The 17712-nt window shown below is 68.5% G+C and carries 14 protein-coding genes; 10 read left to right on the forward strand and 4 right to left on the reverse strand.

Going from position 1 to position 17712, the window contains the following annotated elements:
• Nucleotides 1–223 precede the first annotated feature (223 nt).
• Nucleotides 224–2719 (reverse strand): tetratricopeptide repeat protein, encoded by a 2496-nt coding sequence (locus tag QSK35_RS28830; protein ID WP_285750684.1) that lies wholly within the window; start codon nt 2717–2719, stop codon nt 224–226.
• Between the two features lie 163 nt (nt 2720–2882).
• Between QSK35_RS28830 and QSK35_RS28835 the strand changes: the two genes are divergently transcribed.
• The gene (locus QSK35_RS28835) at nt 2883–4667 is read left to right on the forward strand and encodes a trypsin-like serine protease (RefSeq protein ID WP_285750685.1); all 1785 of its coding nucleotides are present in this window, start codon (nt 2883–2885) and stop codon (nt 4665–4667) included.
• Between the two features lie 53 nt (nt 4668–4720).
• On the forward strand, nt 4721–6400 hold the full coding sequence (treZ, locus tag QSK35_RS28840) for a malto-oligosyltrehalose trehalohydrolase (protein ID WP_285750686.1): 1680 nt from the start codon (nt 4721–4723) through the stop codon (nt 6398–6400).
• On the opposite strand, the gene QSK35_RS28845 is transcribed toward treZ, so the two are convergent.
• On the reverse strand, nt 6298–6642 hold the full coding sequence (locus QSK35_RS28845; protein ID WP_285750687.1) for an ANTAR domain-containing protein: 345 nt from the start codon (nt 6640–6642) through the stop codon (nt 6298–6300). The two genes, treZ and QSK35_RS28845, sit on opposite strands and share 103 nt — an antisense overlap.
• Nucleotides 6643–6805: 163 nt before the next feature.
• Here QSK35_RS28845 and QSK35_RS28850 point away from each other — a divergent pair, with 163 nt between their 5' ends.
• From QSK35_RS28850 to QSK35_RS28870, 5 genes are all read left to right on the forward strand, one after another.
• A complete protein-coding gene (locus QSK35_RS28850; RefSeq protein WP_285750688.1) occupies nt 6806–6985 on the forward strand; it encodes a CsbD family protein in 180 nt (59 codons plus the stop codon).
• On the forward strand, nt 6982–7599 hold the full coding sequence (locus QSK35_RS28855) for a UdgX family uracil-DNA binding protein (RefSeq protein WP_285750689.1): 618 nt from the start codon (nt 6982–6984) through the stop codon (nt 7597–7599). Before QSK35_RS28850 ends, QSK35_RS28855 begins: the two co-directional genes overlap by 4 nt.
• 362 nt (nt 7600–7961) lie before the next feature.
• Complete coding sequence (locus QSK35_RS28860; protein ID WP_285750690.1) at nt 7962–10793, forward strand: glycosyl hydrolase family 95 catalytic domain-containing protein; 2832 nt, start codon at nt 7962–7964, stop codon at nt 10791–10793.
• 43 nt (nt 10794–10836) lie between these two features.
• Nucleotides 10837–11631 (forward strand): Tat pathway signal sequence domain protein, encoded by a 795-nt coding sequence (locus QSK35_RS28865; protein ID WP_285750691.1) that lies wholly within the window; start codon nt 10837–10839, stop codon nt 11629–11631.
• Entirely contained in the window at nt 11628–13631 is a 2004-nt protein-coding gene (locus tag QSK35_RS28870; protein WP_285750692.1) for an NPCBM/NEW2 domain-containing protein, read from the forward strand. Before QSK35_RS28865 ends, QSK35_RS28870 begins: the two co-directional genes overlap by 4 nt.
• Nucleotides 13632–13686: 55 nt before the next feature.
• On the opposite strand, the gene QSK35_RS28875 is transcribed toward QSK35_RS28870, so the two are convergent.
• Nucleotides 13687–14154 (reverse strand): RICIN domain-containing protein, encoded by a 468-nt coding sequence (locus tag QSK35_RS28875; protein ID WP_285750693.1) that lies wholly within the window; start codon nt 14152–14154, stop codon nt 13687–13689.
• Between the two features lie 96 nt (nt 14155–14250).
• Between QSK35_RS28875 and QSK35_RS28880 the strand changes: the two genes are divergently transcribed.
• The 3 genes from QSK35_RS28880 to QSK35_RS28890 all read left to right on the forward strand — a co-directional run bounded on the left by QSK35_RS28880 (nt 14251) and on the right by QSK35_RS28890 (nt 16822).
• Nucleotides 14251–15510 carry an AfsR/SARP family transcriptional regulator gene (locus tag QSK35_RS28880; protein ID WP_285750694.1) on the forward strand — a complete coding sequence of 420 codons (1260 nt, stop codon included), beginning with the start codon at nt 14251–14253 and terminating at the stop codon, nt 15508–15510.
• Nucleotides 15511–15577: 67 nt separating this feature from the next.
• The gene (locus QSK35_RS28885) at nt 15578–16042 is read left to right on the forward strand and encodes a hypothetical protein (protein ID WP_285750695.1); all 465 of its coding nucleotides are present in this window, start codon (nt 15578–15580) and stop codon (nt 16040–16042) included.
• Between the two features lie 9 nt (nt 16043–16051).
• Entirely contained in the window at nt 16052–16822 is a 771-nt protein-coding gene (locus tag QSK35_RS28890; RefSeq protein ID WP_285750696.1) for a DUF3626 domain-containing protein, read from the forward strand.
• Here the strand turns inward: QSK35_RS28890 and QSK35_RS28895 are convergent.
• Nucleotides 16819–17343, reverse strand: a complete 525-nt coding sequence (locus QSK35_RS28895; protein ID WP_285750697.1) for a CAP family protein — start codon at nt 17341–17343, stop codon at nt 16819–16821. The genes QSK35_RS28890 and QSK35_RS28895 overlap by 4 nt on opposite strands.
• Between the last annotated feature and the right edge of the window lie 369 nt (nt 17344–17712).

Genomic DNA, 17712 nt, shown 5'->3' on the forward strand with positions numbered 1-17712 from the left:
TCGCCGGGGTTGAGTTGAGGACTCGCGCGGAAACGTGGAGTTCGTGGACGGCCGGAGCGTCAAACTCGGGGGTCCGGAAGGTGGGACTCGCGGGTCGGGAACGTGGGACTCGCGGGATTGTCAGGGGTCGCCGCTAGGCTTGATTCGGGGGCTGCTCAGGTCGCGCGGCCGCGTGACCAGCGGGATTGTCAGAGCGCGTCGGTAGGCTGGAATTGGGGGCTGCTTAGTTCGGGCGGCGGGGGACGTTTAGTTCTGTGTATAGGGTTAGGGCTCGTTGTTGGTGTCTGCGGGCCTGGTCTGGGCGGCCGGTTTGGCGTAAGGCATTGGCTAGGCCCTCCAGGGCTCGGGCCTTTTCGAAGCGGATGCCTGTTTGGTCGGCCAGGTCCAGTGCCGCGGTGTGCAGGGGGAGTGCCTCGGCAGGGCGACCCAAGGCCGTCAGGGTTTCGGCGTAGCGGTTCAGGGCCTCCGTTTCTACGCTGCGTTCGCCTACCTCGCGCGCCAGAGCCAGGGCCGACTCGTGGTGCTCCAGAGACAGAGTGGAGAGACCCAGCTCGTGCTCCACCTGGGCTAGGTAGGCCAGGGCGTAGGACTGGTTGGAGCGGTCCTGCAGCGAGCGGAAGATTTCGAGCGCCTCCTCGTAGTACGCACGGGCCTGCGTGAAGTGCCCGGTGCACTGGTGGGTCTCGGCGATGTTGGCGAGCAACGCGCCCTCGCCCTCGCGGTCGCCGACCTCGCGGCGGATCACGAGCGCCTGCCGGTAGTGGTCCAGCGCGAGAGCGAAACGGCCCGTGCGGTGGTGGATGATGCCGATGTTGCCGCGCGTGGCGCCCTCACCGACCCGGTCGCCCGCGGCGCACCGCAAAGCGAGGGCCTCCTCGTACAGGCGAAGGGCCAGCGGGTAGTGGCCGAGCCGCTGGTTGACGTTGCCCATGTTGTTGATCGCGTCGGCCTCGCCCGTCAGGTTGCCGACCTCTCGGTGGATGACCAGGGCCTGCTCGAAGTAGGAGAGCGCGGTGTGGTGCCGGCCGAGCCGCCAGTGGACGCGACCCAGGTTGTGCAGCGCCGTGCCTTCACCGATGCGGTCGCCCAGAAGCGAAGCGGCCCGCGCGGCGTGGTGGTAGATGGTGATCGCGTCGCTGTGCCTGCCGGTGGAGTCGAGGTACTTGGCCAGCACCGCCATCAGTTGCAACGTGTGGGTGTGCCAGCCGCGGCGCGCGGTGCAGTCGGTGACCGCGACCAGGTTGGTGTGCTCGGCCTCGAGCCACGCCGTGGCCGAGGCGACGGTGAACTCCGCACGCGAAGCGAGCGCGGGTCTTCGGCGCTGCTCGGCGGGATTCAGCACGGCACGGGTCGCCGCCGCGGTGTGCAGGTAGTGGTCGAACAGGCGGGTAAGCGCTTCCCGCTGCGCCGACGTCGGCTCCTCGTCGACCACGCGGGCGCTCGCATACACGCGCACGAGGTCGTGCAGTTCGTACCGGCCGGGCGCCTTCAGCTGCAACAGGTGGTCGGCCAGCAGATCGTCGAGGTGGCGCCGCGCGACATCGGAGGAGATGCCCGCCAGCGCCGCCGCGGCGTGACAGTCGAGGTCGGGGCCGGGGTGCAGTGCGGCGAGCCGGAACGTTCGCTGATGAGGAGCCGAAAGAGCGCGGTAGGACAGGTCCAGCGCGACCTCGACACCGCTGTCCAGATGCTGATGTTGATGCCGTTCCAGCAGCCGGTCCAGGTGATCGGACAACGACCAGCCGGGGCGTTCGGCGATCATGCCGGCCACCAGGCCCAGCGCCAGCGGCAGGCGACCGACCAGCTCGCCGATCACGTCCGCGGTCGCCGGGTCGGCGTCCACACGGCCCGCGCCCGCCGTGCGGCGCAACAACTCCAGTGCCTCGGCAGGCGGGAACACGCTCAGCGCGACGCGGCGCGCGTCGGGCAGACCCGGCAGGGTGCGCCGCGTGGTCACCAGCACCAGGCTCGACGGGTGCTCCGGCAGCAACGGCCGGACCTGGTCCTCGGTCACCGCGTTGTCCAGCAGTACCAACGCCTTGCGGCCCGCGAGCAGCTTGCGGTACTCGCGGGTGCGACCGGCGAGGTCCAGGCCGTGGATGCGGTCGCCGGGCACGCCGAGGTGGCGCAGGAACCCGTCCAGCACCGCGGCCGGATCGGCGGGCGGCCGATCGCGGTCGTAACCCCGCAGGTTGACCACGAGCCGCAGCTCGGCGGGATGCCGATGTGCCGCGTGCACGGCGAGTTTCGTTTTTCCGACCCCCGCCATGCCCTCGATCACGACCACGCCCGGCGCGTCGAGGATCGCTCGGATTTCCTTGTCCCGCCCGGTGAACACGTGGATGTCGTCGGGCAGCGTGCCGGTGACGCGCACGATCTCGGCCTCGGTCGCGACTCCGGTGATCACCTGGTGCGCCAGCCGCCACTCGGCGGCACTGGCGGAGTCGTCACCCAGTAGCACCAACGCGATCTGGACGACCAGCTCCACGTCCAGGCGAGTGCGCCCAGGCTGGAAACAGCGGAAAACCGTGTTGTAGGCGGGAATTTCCGCGATTCCCCGGCCGCGCCGGAAAGCCACCACCCGCCGGTGGATCTCGTGATAGCTCAACCCCGACCACGACTTCAACGCCCGCAGCCGCCCGGCGAGATCCTCGAACGTCCGCGCCCCCTGCGGACTCGGCGGATCACCGACCGGCCGGACGAGAACCCCTCGGGCCACGCGCCGCCCCCTCATTCGGTTGTCGCGCAGAACGCTAGGGGGACCGGCCCCTTGCTGTCACCGGGTTCTGGTCGAAGTTGGTCGAGATCGGCGACACCGATTCCGCCGGACGGCACGGTCCGAACCGAAGGATTCGCTCAACAACGCAAGGGGGAGTCGGCAAGTGAGACTGCTCAAGAGATCGCTGGCGGTGCTGGCGGCGATGGCCGCGGTGAGTACCGGGCTCACCGCACAAGCACAGGCGGACGAGCCTCGCATCATCGGCGGTAGCCCCGCTCCTACGAACGCATACCCCTGGATGGTCTCCATCTCCAGACCCGGTGTGTTCAGCCACTGGTGTGGCGGCACGCTGATCGACCCGAACTGGATCCTGACGGCGGCGCACTGCATGCAGGGGCACACCGCGTCGGAGTTCAGCACGCTGATCGGCCAGACCCGGCTGTCCGGCGGGTCTGGCGGTGAGACCCGCGCGGTCGCCGAGATCCGCCTCCACCCGCAGTGGAACGGCAGCGTCACCAACGGTTTCGACGTCGCCCTGATGCGGCTCAGCTCGGCGTCGACCAAGGCGCCCATCCAGTTCGCCTCCTCCGCGGAACGCGACCTGTGGATGCCCAGCACCACCGTGCGCACGATGGGCTGGGGCGCCACCTCGGAAGGCGGCGCGGGCAGCAACGACCTCCTCGAGGTCGACGTGCCCGTCCAGCCCGACGCGACCATGACCGGCGCTGGCGTCTACGGCACCCGGTTCAAGCCGGCCACCATGGTCGGCGCCGGACCGCTCGCCGGCGGCCGCGACAGCTGCCAGGGCGACTCGGGTGGCCCGCTGCTCAGCGCCTCGCCGCGGGGCTGGAGGCAGGTCGGCATCGTCTCGTGGGGCGACGGCTGCGCCCGCCCGAACAAGCCCGGCGTGTACAGCCGGATCGGCGAGCAGGTGCTGAACGACTTCGTCCGCCAGAACGTGCCCGGCTCCGTCACCGACGGCTTCGCGGGCCCGAGCGGCGACTTCAACGGTGACGGCCGCGACGACATCGTGACGTTCACGCGCGGCGGTGCCGGGGATGTCTACGTGGCGTTGTCGAACGGTTCGTCGTTCGTCGGCACCGCGGTGAAGTGGCACGACGCCTTCGCGTTCGGCAACGAGGTCCCGATGGTGGGCGACTTCAACGGCGACAACCGGGATGACATCGTGACGTTCACGCGTGGCGGTGCCGGGGACGTGTATGTCGCGTTGTCGAACGGCTCCTCGTTCGTCGGCAACGGCATCAAGTGGCACGACGCCTTCGCGTTCGGCACGGAGGTGCCGCTGGTCGGTGACTTCAACGGCGACGGCCGCGACGACATCGCGACCTTCACCCGCGGCCCGGCCGCCGACGTCTACGTGGCGCTGTCCAACGGATCGTCCTTTGTGGGCACCGCGGTGAAGTGGCACGACTTCTTCGCCGTGGGCAACGAGGTTCCGCTCGTCGGCGACTTCAACGGCGACCGCCGCGACGACATCGTCACCTTCACGCGGGGTGGCGCCGGCGACGCCTATGTGGCGCTGTCGAACGGGTCGTCGTTCGTCGGCACCTCGGTGAAATGGCACGACTCGTTCGCGTTCGGCGCTGAGTTCCCGGCGGTCGGTGACTTCAACGCCGACGGCCGCGACGACATCGCCACGTTCACCCGTGGCGGCGCGGGCGACGCCTACGTCGCACTGTCGAACGGCTCGTCGTTCGTCGGCAACGGGGTGAAGTGGCACGACGCCTTCGCCTTCGGCAGCGAGATCCCCGGCACCGGTGACTGGAACGGCGACGGTCGCGACGACATCGTCACCTTCACCCGTGGCGACAATGCCGACGTCTATTCGGCATTGTCGAACGGCTCGTCCTTCGTGGGTACGGCCGTGAAGTGGCACGACTTCTTCGCGGTCGGCGCCGAAATCCCTGCCGGCGGCACCCTCTGGTGAGGGGAGCCCACTGACGGGGCGGGGCACACGGCCGAGGCACTAACCTCGGCCGTGTGACGTTCTCGGTGTGGGCGCCGGCGCCCGAAAAGGTCCAGGTCCGCGTGGACGGCCACGACCACGACATGACGCGTGACGGCGACTGGTGGCGCTCAGACGTGACCGGCACCGACTACGCGTTCGTGATCGAGGGCAAGGCCTACCCGGACCCGCGGTCGCTGTGGCAGCCCAACGGCGTGCACGAAGCCTCTCGGGTGTACTCACACGACTTCGAATGGTCCGATCACGCGTGGACCGGCCGGGCGTTGCCCGGTGGCGTGATCTACGAGCTGCACATCGGCACGTTCACCGCGGGCGGCACGTTCGACGCGGCGATCGAGAAGCTGGACCACCTGGTCGACCTGGGCGTCACGCACGTCGAGGTGATGCCGGTCAACTCGTTCGACGGCACCCACGGCTGGGGCTACGACGGCGTGCTGTGGGGTGCGGTGCATGAGCCCTACGGCGGTCCGGACGGGTTCAAGCGGTTCGTGAACGCCTGCCACGTCCGCGGCCTCGCCGTGCTGCTGGACGTCGTCTACAACCACCTCGGTCCGTCCGGCGCCCACCTCGACCGGTTCGGCCCGTACTTCGCCGGGCGCAACGACTGGGGACCGGGACTCAACCTCGACGGCCCGGACTCCGACGAGGTCCGCCGGTACGTGATCGACAACGCGCTGCAGTGGTTGCGCGACTTCCACGTGGACGGCCTGCGACTGGACGCCGTGCACGCGCTCGTGGACCGGCGGGCCGTGCACCTGCTGGAGGAACTGGCCGTCGAGGTGGAGGCGCTGTCCGCACACGTGCGGCGGCCGTTGACGCTGATCGCCGAGTCCGACCTCAACGACGACCGGCTCGTGACCGCGCGCGAGGGCGGCGGGTTCGGGCTGCACGCGCAGTGGTCCGACGACCTGCACCACTGCCTGCACGTGGCGCTGACCGGCGAGACCTTCGGGTACTACGCGGACTTCGCCGCTCCGGACGCGTTGCGGGGCACGTTGGAGGACGTCTTCTTCCACGCGGGCACGTGGTCGTCGTTCCGGGGCAAGCACCACGGCAAGCCCGTGGACCGGCGGCTGCCCGGCCATCGGTTCCTCGGCTACCTGCAGAACCACGACCAGATCGGCAACCGCGCGACCGGCGACCGGCTGACCGCCTCGGTGTCGCACGAACGCCTGCTGGTGGCGGCGGCCATCGTGTTCGCCAGTCCGTACACGCCGATGATCTTCATGGGGGAGGAGTGGGCGGCCACCACGCCTTGGCAGTTCTTCGCCTCGTTCCCAGACCCCGAGCTGGCCGAGGCGGTTCGGACCGGCCGGCGCCGCGAGTTCGCCCGGCACGGCTGGGGCGAGTCCGAGGTGCCGGACCCGATGGATCCGGCCACTTTCGAACGGTCACGCCTGGACTGGGCCGAGCCGGCCGCACACGCGAGCTACCTCGAGACCTACAAAGCGCTGATCGCGTTGCGGCGGACGCATCCCGAACTCGCCGACCCCAGGCTGGACTCCTTCGTGGTCTCGGAGCACGCGTCGTGCTTCGTGCTGCACCGCGGCGCGTTGCGGGTGATCGCGAACCTCGGCGCCTCGTCGTCCGTTCACGAGGACATCGAGGTCCTGCTGGCGTCCCCGTCCGTGTCGGTGTCGGGGTCGACCGTGACGGTGCCGTCGGACGCGTTCGCGGTCGTCAGGTCGATGTGATCCCAGAGCATCCGGTCGGCCTCGGCGACGGGCCGGCCCAGGAGCTCGTCGACGAACGCGGTGACCAGTCGGCGCGCCGCGACGTACAGCTTGATGTTCTGATGCTGCGACACGTGCACGAGCAGGCCGAACGCCTGCTGTGGCGTGCACGGTTTACGTGCGGCGATCAAGCCGGTCGCCTGCCCGATGACCGTCCGGGTTTGCAGTGCCTTGCGCAGCCCCGCCACCTCGGCCTCTGTCACCGCCGGGCTCCTTTCGCGTCACTGGTCGTAGGGCACGCCAGCAACGCGACAGGCTTCGGGAGAACCCAGAGCAAGCCGGTGCCGGCTTGCGGCTGGGTTCTCAACCGCAGGCGATCACTTTAGCCCGTCGTTTTGGACCTGAACCCAGGGGTAACCACTAGCCATGGGTACCGATGACAAGTTCGAGAACAAGGCAGAGGAACTCAAGGGGCGCGCCAAGGAGACCATGGGTGACGCCACCGACAACGAGCAGTGGCAGGCCGAGGGCAAGGCCGAGAAGGCCAAGGGTGCCCTCAAGCAGGCCGGTGAGAAGGTCAAGGACGCCTTCCGCGACGACAAGTGACCTCAACTGCGCGCAGCGCCGCCGAGTTCGTCCCCGCCGGGGCGGACTTGGCGGCGCTGCGTTCCGCCGCCTGCGGGTGCCGCGGCTGCGACCTCTACCAGGGCGCCATCCAGACCGTGTTCGGTGAAGGCTCCCCGGACGCGCGGGTGATGATGGTGGGGGAGCAGCCCGGTGACCAGGAGGATCGCAAAGGTCACCCGTTCGTGGGACCTGCGGGCCGGCTGCTCGACAAGGCCCTGGCCGAGGCGAACATCGACCGCGGCCAGGTGTACGTGACGAACGCGGTGAAGCACTTCAAGTTCACCGAACGCGGCAAGCGGCGAATTCACCAGACGCCGAAGCGGACCGAGGTGCTCGCGTGTCTGCCGTGGCTGGAGGCGGAGCTCTCTCGGGTGAAGCCCGATCTCGTCGTGTGCCTGGGCGCTGTGGCGGCGAAGGCGCTGATGGGCTCGTCGTTCAAGTTGACCGAGCATCGCGGTGAGGTTCTGCTGCGGGAGGACTACCGGTTGATCGTGACCGTGCATCCGTCGGCGGTGCTGCGGGCGCCGGATCGTGACGCCGCGTATCGCGAGTTCGTTGACGACTTGGTCAGCGTGCGCGAGGCGATGAAATAGGACGACCCCCGGACCGCTTCCCCGCGCTAGGAGAAGCGGGGCCGAGCGGGACCAAGTGCTCGGAGTCCGGGGGCCGGGTGGCTGCCTGGTATTCACCAGGGGGTCACCGGTTGGTGGTCCTAGCGGACAGCCACCTCACGAGTCCCGTAGCTATACAACTTCGGACCACCTCCTCTCTTGTGTACCGCGAACCTATGCGTTGATCTCCAGCCGTCGCAACGGGTTTTTCGAGCTCTGGGGAAAACGTATTCATCCGACCGTTACCCTTGCTTGACCCTGGTGTGTGCTAGGTCATACGCTTCGCAACTAGTACACATCGGATCTTTCGTGCACCGCCGCCGCGATGACGAAGGGGTTGGGCTGTGGACCTCTCGCGGCGAGGGCTGCTCGGTGGCGTCATGGCTGGTGCGGCGCTCACCGCGCTCCCGGTGACCGCTCACGCGGACAGCGCGCTGATCCGCAACCGGATGCGCACCGACGAGGAGTGGTCCGCCTTCCTCCGCCAGCAGGATCTCGTCTGGCAACGCGTGCCACGCGCCTGGTACGAGGGTCCCTACCTGGGCAACGGTTTCCTGGCCACCCAGGTCTACCGCGAGCCCGGCGCGAACGCGCTGAGATTCACGGTCGACCACGCGCTCGTGCAGGACCACAGACCCGAGTTCGGCAACGAGTGGGGCGTTGCGCGCCTGCCCGTCGGGCGGCTGCTGCTCACCCCGGTCGGCAAGATCACCGGGGTCGACCTGCGGCTCGACCTGTGGAACGCCGAGCTTCGCGGCACCGTCGTGACCGACAAGGGCGAGCTGGCGATCCGCGCGTTCATCCACGCCGAGAAGTCGTTGCTGCTGCTGGACGTCCGGCCCACCTCGGGGGAACGCGAGTTCCAGCTGGCCTTCCAGGCCCTGGACGCGTTGAGTCCCCGCACCATCCGCGAACCACCGCCCAAGACGTTCCCGCTCAACCCCAAGCCGGTGACCAGGACCGAGAACGGGCTGACGCTCGTCACGCAGGAGATGGTCGCGGGCGGGCAGACCGCCACCGCCTACCGGGTTAGAGGGCGTCACGGTCGCACGGACCTCTTGCTCTCGGTGACACACACTTACCCCGACAAGACCGCGGAAGCGTTAGTGCGTGACGCGGTTGTCAGAGCCTCTAACACTCCGGCAGAGGTGTTGCGCCACCAGCACCAGAAGTGGTGGCACCGCTTCTACCGCAAGAGCTTCGTGTCGGTGCCGGACGCGCTGATGCAGAGCTTCTACTGGATCCAGCTGTACAAGCTCGCGTCGGCGGCACGCCGGGAAGCGCCGATCATGCCGACCACCGGGCCGTGGCTGGAGCCGACGCCGTGGCCGTCGGTCTGGTTCAACCTCAACGCGCAGCTCGAGTACTGGCCGGTGTACGGCTCCAACCACCTGGAGCTCGATCCGATCCCGCGGACCATCTCGGAGAACCAGCAGATCCTCGTGGACGCGCTGCGCCCGGACTTCCGCGCCGACTCGATGGGCCTGCGGCGCAGCACCGACCCGAGGTTCCTCGACGCGGGGTTCGTCGGCGCGCCCGGCTTCCCGTCGCCGGACCCGGAGATCGGGAACCTGCCGTGGCTGCTGCACAACGCGTGGCTGTCGTACCGGCACACGATGGACGAGCGGATCCTGCGCGACACCGTCTTCCCCGTGCTGCGCCGGTCCACCAACTACTACCTGCACTTCCTGCGCAAGGGCAACGACGGCCGGCTGCACCTGCTGCCCACCTACTCGCCGGAGTACGGGATCGCGCCGGACTGCAACTTCGACCTCGGCCTGCTGCGGTGGAGCTGCCGCACGCTGCTCGACTCGGCGAGGATCCTGAAGATCGACGACCCGCTCGCACCGAAGTGGCAAGAGGTTCTGGACACGCTCGTCGACTATCCGGCCGACGCGAACGGGTTCATGATCGGCGCCGGGGTGCCGTTCAACAAGTCGCACCGGCACTACTCGCACATGCTCGCCGTCTATCCGCTGGCGCAGGTGAACTGGGAGCAGCCCGGGAGCCGGGAGCTGATCGAGAAGTCGTTGCGGCACTGGCTGTCCTTCGAGGGGTCCCTGCGCGGCTTCACGTTCACCGGCGCCGCCTCGATCGCGGCGCAGATGACGCGCGGCGACGACGCTCTGCGGTACCTGCGTGAGTTCGTGGCGCGGTTCGCGCAGCCGAACACCATGTACTTCGAGGCCGGCCCGGTGATCGAGACACCGCTCTCCGCGGCGAAGTCGTTGCAGGACATGCTGTGCCAGAGCTGGGGCGACAAGATCCGGATCTTCCCCGCGGTGCCGGCGGCCTGGAAGGACGTGGTGCTGCACGACTTCCGGACCGAGGGCGCGTTCCTCGTCAGCGCCGTGCGCAAGGGCGGCGTGACGCAGTTCGTCCGCGTGTTCAGCGAGGCCGGGGCGCCGTGCCGCGTCCGGACGGGCATCTCCGGGAAGCTCCGCGTGCACGGCTGCGCGCGCTGGCGGGTCGACGGCGACGTGGTCGAGCTGTTCCTGCGGCGCGGCGAGGAGGCTGTCGTCCACGCCGACGGCACGCGGCCCGACTTCACGATCGCGCCCGTGCGCGTCACCGAACCAGCGCGGGCGTGGGGCCTGCCCGCGTTGCCGCCCGGCGGTGTCGCCACCCCGGTCGACATCACCGCGCTGTTCGACAACGACGGCCTCAGCAACGAGTTCACCAGCAAGGACGGCGACTTCGACGGCGCGGGCAACACCTATCCGGCCGCGCAGGTGCCGCAGACCGGGGGACTGACCGACGACGGGATCCCGTTCGAGTTCACCAACGGCGACGAGGCGTCCAAGAACAACGTGATCGCCGCCGGGCAGGTCGTTCCGGTACCCGCTGGCAGGTACGTGAAGCTGCATCTGCTGGCCGCCGCCGACACGGGCAACGTCGACGCGGACGGTCTCGTGTCCTATGTGGATGGTTCGACCACCGCGGTCCGGTTCCGCGTCACGGGGTGGCGTTCCGGGCCGCAGTTCGGCGAGACCGAACCGGTCGCGACGACGTTGATGCACACGCCGTCCGGGCCGCAGCAGGTGAAAGTTGCCGTATTCCACCAGGTTGTGGGGATCGATTCCACGAAGGAGCTCGCATCCGTGCAGCTCCCGAAGACGACCGGTCCGAGGCTGCACATCTTTGGGATAACGCTGGAGAAAACCAAGGCTCAATGATCAAAGCCGCCGCCGAAGGAGAAATCCCTAAGGAGGCAAAGAGATGTCAGTGCTGTCACGCCGCGACGCCGTGAAGATGGGCGCCGGGGCAGTGCTTCTGGGGGGTCTGGCCTCGACCGCTCGACCCGCGTACGCGGACCCGGTGATCCAGGCGGGCTGGGCGTTGAAGTGGAGTCCGGACCCGGCGAAGGACGGGCTGCAGGCGTTCGAGGGGCTCGAGGACGACCGCGCCGGCTCGCACAAGGGCGTCAAGCACATCTACGTCGAGGGCGACCACTGGCGCTTCGACATGCACACCCGTGACCGCGATGGTTCGGACCGCCAGCGCAACGAGTCGAAGGGCATGCGCTCGGGCGGCTCGGTTCACAAGATCAACAAGGATGAGACCTGGAAGATCACCTGGCAGGCGTTCTGGCCGTCGGCGCTGACGGCCACGACGAAGTTCACCCACATCCACCAGATGAAGGTCCAGGACGTCGGCGGTCCGTTGTGGACCATCACACCGCGGATGAAGGGCGGCACGCCGACCCTGACCATCCTGACCCTGCGGGACAACGACGCCAACACCGAGCACACGCTCGGCAGCTACTCGGCGCTGCAGAACAAGTGGATCGACATCGAGCTCGACTTCAAGGCGTCCAACAGCGGTGGCCACCTGCACTGGGTGATCAAGGACGCGGGCAAGGTCGTCGTCGACGGTCGGACCACCGCCGTCGACCTGTGGCGGGACAAGAACTACCTGCGACCCAAGTGGGGCATCTACCGCAGTCTCGGCAGTTCGGGACTGCGCGACTGTTACCAACTCATCCGCAACTACAAGGGGTACAAGTGGGAGTGAGATCGCTTGTGGCGGTGCTGGCACTGGCCGGGGCAACCCTGGCCGTGCCGGCTCCGGCCGCTGCAGCCTCAGTCTTGGCAGCCGACGAACCGCAGCTCGCCATGACGCCGCCGATGGGGTTCAACAACTGGAACGCCACCGGGTGCGAGGTCGACGAGAAGCTCATCCGCGACATGGCGGACATCTTCGTGTCCTCGGGTCTGAAGGACGCGGGGTACGAGTACGTCAACGTCGACGACTGCTGGGCGGACGCGACCCGTGACCCGGCGACCGGCCGGCTGCGCAATCATCCGACCAAGTTCCCCAGCGGCATCAAGGCCCTCGCGGACTACATCCACTCGAAGGGCCTGAAGTTCGGCATCTACACCAGCGCCGGCACCATGACGTGCGCCAGGACGATGCCGGGCGGCCTGGACCACGAGGAGATCGACGCGCAGACGTTCGCGGACTGGGGCGTCGACTACCTGAAGTACGACAACTGCAACAACGAGAACCGGCCGTTCCTCGAGCGCTACACGAAGATGCGCGACGCGCTGCGCAAGACCGGCCGTCCCATCGTGTTCTCGATCTGCGAGTGGGGCCAGAACAAGCCCTGGGAGTGGGGCAAGGGCGTCGGCCAGCTGTGGCGCACCACGGGTGACATCAACGACACCTACACCAAGATGATCGACATCCTGAAGCAGAACGCGCCGCTCGCCTCGTACGCCGGGCCGGGTCACTGGAACGACCCGGACATGCTGGAGGTCGGCAACGGCGGAATGTCCAATGTGGAGTACCGCAGCCACTTCAACCTGTGGGCCGTGATGGCGGCGCCGCTGCTGATCGGCTCCGACCTCCGTAAGGTCTCCAAGGCCGACTTCGACATCCTGCTGAACAAGGACGTCATCGCGGTCAACCAGGACAAGCTCGGTGCCCAGGGCACCGTGCTGTCCAACGCCGGCGGACACTGGATCTTCGTGAAGCCGCTGGCCAACGGCGACAAGGCCGTGACGTTGTTCAACGAGACCGAGGTCAACGCCACCATCTCCACCACCGCATCGGCCATCGGGTTGCCGAAGAGCGTCGGCTACACCCTGCGGGATCTGTGGCAGCACAAGGACTTCCAGTCCGCGGGCACCATCTCGGCCTCCCTGCCGCCGCACGGTTCGGCGATGTTCCGGATCAAGGCCTCGCGTGACTGGTTCCGCCACGAGCCGTCGATCGACGCGGCCGTGGACGTGCGCACCTCGTTCCAGGGCATCCCGAGCACGATCGTGCCCGCGGGGGAGGCGTTCACCGTCGACGTGAAGGCCACCAACCAGGCGCCGATCCCGGTGCTGGACGCCTCCGTGTCGCTGTCCCCGCCGCCAGGCTGGAAGGTCGAACGGGTCCAGGCCGGCCGCGAGCACGTGTTGTTGCAGGGCCGGGCGGTGACCGGAACGTGGCGGGTCACGCCGCCCGCCGGTGTCTCTCCGGGTGACTACTCGATGTCCGGGCTGCTCAACCTGACCTGGGTCGGGCACGGCCGGTTGTCGCGCGGCGGCACGTCGGCGTTGCTCGTGCCCGCGGCGCCGCCGTCCGGTGTCGTGGACCTGAGCACGGTCAAGACGACCAAGGAACGAGGCGGGTACGGGCCGATCGAGCGCAACATGTCCAACGGCGGGCCCAAGGGCGGCGACGGGAAACCGTTGAGCATCAACGGGAAGAAGTACGCCACCGGGCTCGGCATGCATGCTCCGTCCGAGGTCATCCTCTACGTCGGCGGGAAGTGCTCGGCGTTCTCGGCCGAGGTCGGCATCGACGACGAGCGCGACGCTGTGATGATGGGCTCGGCGACGTTCGAGGTGTGGGCCGACGGCACGAAGGTCGCGGACTCCGGGCTGCGGACGTGGCGGGACGACGCCGTGGCGCTGTCCGGGTCGCTGAAGGGCGCGAAGTTCCTGCGGCTGGTGGAAACCGACGGCGGCGACGGCGTCCGGTACGACCGCGGCGACTTCGCGGTTCCCACCCTCACCTGCTGAGTTGCCGTTAAGGCCACCTTCACTGCGTTGAGCGCAGTCAAGGTGGCCTTAACGGTCAGAACCAGGACTGGAGACGGGATCTGGCGTCGGAGCCGGGGTAGCAGGCGGCTGTGTGCAACGAGTTCATGTCGTCGATGCACCGGCCCGTTGCCTGGTTGCGCAGCTGGATGGTGCCGTCATTCCACCTGGTCACGTACCAACTCTGGTAGCGCGACCGCGGATCCGACGGCGCCCAGCAGGGCCGCGTCACGAACGTCGGGCCGCTGTCGTCGAAGCACAGCCCGCTCACCAGGCCCTTGATCTGACGGGTGTTGTCGGCCCACACGTGCACGTTCCAGTACTGGTAGGCGTCGGACGGGTCGCAGTTGTCGCTGTGCAGACCGAGGTGCTCGGTGATGCAGCGCAGCGTCTCCTGGTTCTGGTACGTCTCCGTGGCGTCCTGCACCACGGGTCCCTCGGGCACGGCCACCTTGTCGGTCGGTGCGACCAGGGCAAGGGCGGCCATCGTTGCGGCGATGAGCATCGGTTCCCCCTCGGAATTGGAAAATTCTTGCCCCATGCTGCGCCGCGGTGGTGAGCTGGTTTCCTAGCGAATTGTTAACCGGTGGGGGGAGTGCCGGTGGAGATTCGGCTCCTGGGGACCGTGGAGGCGTTCGCGGACGGCCGGCCGGTGCGGCTCGGCCCGCCGCAGCAACGCCTGGTGCTCGCCGTGCTGGCGACGCACGCCGGACGGGTGGTGCCGGCGGAGACGCTCATCGACCGCGTGTGGGACTCCGCGCCGCACGGGGCGCGGCGCACGCTGCACGTGTACGTCAGCCGATTGCGGCACGTGCTGCCGATCCCGCGGCGCTCCGGTGGGTACGTGCTCGACGTCGACCCGGAAGTCGTTGACGTGCACCGGTTCCGGCGGCTGCGCGACCGAGGCGACCACGAGGAGGCCATCGAGCTGTGGCGTGGTGAGCCGTTGGCGACCATGCCGGGCGCGTGGGCGGCCGCGATGCGTGCCGCCTGGGAGCAGGACTACCTCGACGCCGTGGTGGCGTGGGCCGCGGGCACGCCGTCGGCCGCGGTCGGCAAGCTGACCGAGCTCGTCGGCGCGTACCCGCTCGTCGAGTCGCTCGCCGCGGAGCTCATGCGGGCCCTGCAGGCGTCGGGCCGGTCGTGCGAGGCGCTGCGGTGTTACGAACGCATCCGGCGCCGGCTCGCCGACGAGTTCGGCGTCGATCCGGGCACCGCCCTGCGCCGCGCGCACCAGGCCGTCCTGGCCGGAACCGTGTCGGTCGTGCCCGCGCAGCTGCCCGCGGACGTGCCGGGGTTCGTCGGCCGGCGTCGTCAGCTCGCGGCGCTGGACGCGGCGCTGCTGACCGGCGGCACCGCGACGATCACGGGCGCCGAGGGTGTCGGCAAGAGCGCGCTGGCCGTGCACTGGGCGCACGGCGTCCGCGGCCGCTTTCCGGACGGGCAGCTCTACGCCGACCTGCGGGAGACCACCCCGGCGGAGGCGTTGCGTGGGTTCCTCGACGGGGCGCCGAACGCCTCGCCCGCGTTGTTCCGCAGCACCATGGCGGGCAAGCGCGCGCTCATCGTGCTCGACAACGTCTGCGACGCCGCGCAGGTCCGGCCGCTGCTGCCCGGTGCGCCGGGTTGTCTCGTGCTGGTCACCAGCCGGGACCCGTTGCTCGGGCTGGTCACCGCGGGCGCGCGGCCGGTCGGGGTCGGGCCGCTGACCGGTGCCGAGGCGCGGCAGTTGCTCGCCAACCGGGTGGGCGCGGAGCCCTATGGGGTGGAGGAGATCGTGGCTCGGTGCGGCGGGGTGCCGGGCGCGCTGGCGTTCGCGGCGGCGGGGGTTCTTACGCGGCTGAACGCGGCTTTCGAGTGAGCTGCGAGCAATTCCATGGCGGACGGGAGTCCACTGATGTGACCTGAGTTACAAGGGGCTGGTGGTCATGACAGTGGTCTCGGACGGAGGGCTCGACGATCTCTCGGTCGCCGCGGAACGCTTCCACAGCTGGGAATGGCTGGTGCTGCGTTCGGGCTCGCGGCTGCTGCTCAACACCGACCACCACGTCAGCGCGGTCGAACTCCCCAGTGGCATCGGCGGCGAGGTGCAGCACTACCTCGCGGTCCGCATGCTCGCCGGGCCGGTGCTCGTTCTCCCCGGAGCACCGGCCCGGTGGCTCATCCTCACCGAGTCCGCCGACGACGCGTCACAGGTCAACCTCATCCGGCTGCGGGCGCGCGGGGCGTTGACGCACCGGCGCGGCACGCTCGTTCCGTTGCCGCCCAGCCGGCTCGAGCGCGGTGAGGTCACCTGGCTGGGGCACGCGCCCGACGAGAACCCGTTCCTGCCGCCGTTCAGCGCGGTCGTGGCGTCGGTGCGGGCCGTCACGGAGTCGGCGGGCATCGGCTAGAAAGGATCCGTGTGGGAACGGGCGATCGAGCACGTGACGCAGTTGTCGGCGGGGGAGCCCGTCGACCAGGATCTGCGTGTCACGCTCAATTTCCATCCCGACCGAGGGGCCATTCTGGAGTCACTGCGCGACCAAGGCGTCTACCGCTCGCAGTTCGAGACCGGCACCAGCAACGGCGGCCTCGGCGGTCGCCGGAAGGACTGGGAGAGCAGGCTGTTCGGCGGGGTCTACGACGACGCGCCGCCGAGCGCGCGGCCCAAGTACGGCGCGCTCAACTTCCGGCGCCGGCCTGCGGGCGGTGCGCCGCGGTTCGGCTCGGCGCACTTCCGGCTGACGAGCGAAACCTTGCGCCGCACCACGTTCTGCTACCCGGACAGCGTGTTCGAACCGGCCGACTTCGGCACCGCCGAGCGGATGTCCCTCATCGAGAAGGCCCAGGCGGACGAGAAGGACGTGCTGGACGACTACGTCGAGGCGCACGTGCACGGGCCGGTCACCCTGAAAACCGACGTCGAGGCCCTGGTGCTCGACCCCTGCTACAAAGGCACGCCGGTCGAACGGCTCGCAGGCGAGCTGCCGTGCCCGGTGGAGTGGCATCACGGTTTCCGTGCGCATGTCGGCGACATCGACCCGGAGTACCGCGGTGCGCACATCGCCGAGCTGGCGTGTTCATTGGCGCGCAACGGTTTCCTGGACGCCCGGATCATCGGCGAGGCCGTCGGGAAGCACGATCCGCAGGACCTGAAGAAGGTCTGGCACTGCGTCGCGAAATTCGGTTAGACGGGCGGGCGGACGTTCTCCACGAACTTGCCGAGGGTGTTGCCGCGCTTGGCGAAGTTCAGCACGACGAACGTGCCGTTCCTGCCCTGGGCGAGCCCTACACCGACCAAAGTGGACGACTGCCACACCATCGCGGTGAAGTGCAGCTTGCTGTAGTCGACGTTCTCGGCCGTGTATTCCCTGCTGTAATCGTAGCCGCGGCTCTCGGAGTACCAGGTCTGAAGCGCCCTGGTGGCAACGCTGTCCAGCGTCCGTGTGCTGCTGCCGACGGCGTAGAGGTTCTCGCCGTAGATGTTGTTCGGCCGGTGCTCGAACTTGTCCGTCGCCTGCAGGTAGTCGGCCCACTCCTGGGCGGTCCGGGTCACCTCGGGGTCGAGGGCGAGCGGGGCCGCGCCGTGCTTCGCGCGGTAGGAGTTCAGCAAGTCGACTGTGACGGCTACGGGATCGGCGGTGACGGCCTGCGCGGTGCCCGGAACGACGAGGGCAAGTACCGCGGCGATTACAGGGAGGAGTTGGCGCATAACCCGTTTGTCCACGATTGGGCTAAGCGGAGCAACACTTTCGGGTGTCTCAACTGGCAGACGGTGATCGTTTCGTGCCTGGCTGTGACTAAGGCCACAACGATGTGTCGATTCACCCGTCCCATTTGTCTCAACTGGGTTTCGATGGCCCCAAACGGCGCTACGGTGTGATCCAGGTCACCAAGAGAGGAGGTGATGTCAGATGGGAACGCTCGAAGACGACGCCGACGGCTCGTGGGTTCGCGGTTACGACTAAACCGCTTCGTCCCCCACCTCAACGTATAGCTCGATGGGGGACTTGTGGCAAGACCCCGGTGATACCCCAGAATTCCGGCTCGGCAACGAATCCGGGATGGGGGAATTCCCTTG

The sequence above is a fragment of the Lentzea sp. NBRC 105346 genome, from assembly GCF_030269605.1.
GTDB lineage: Bacteria > Actinomycetota > Actinomycetes > Mycobacteriales > Pseudonocardiaceae > Lentzea.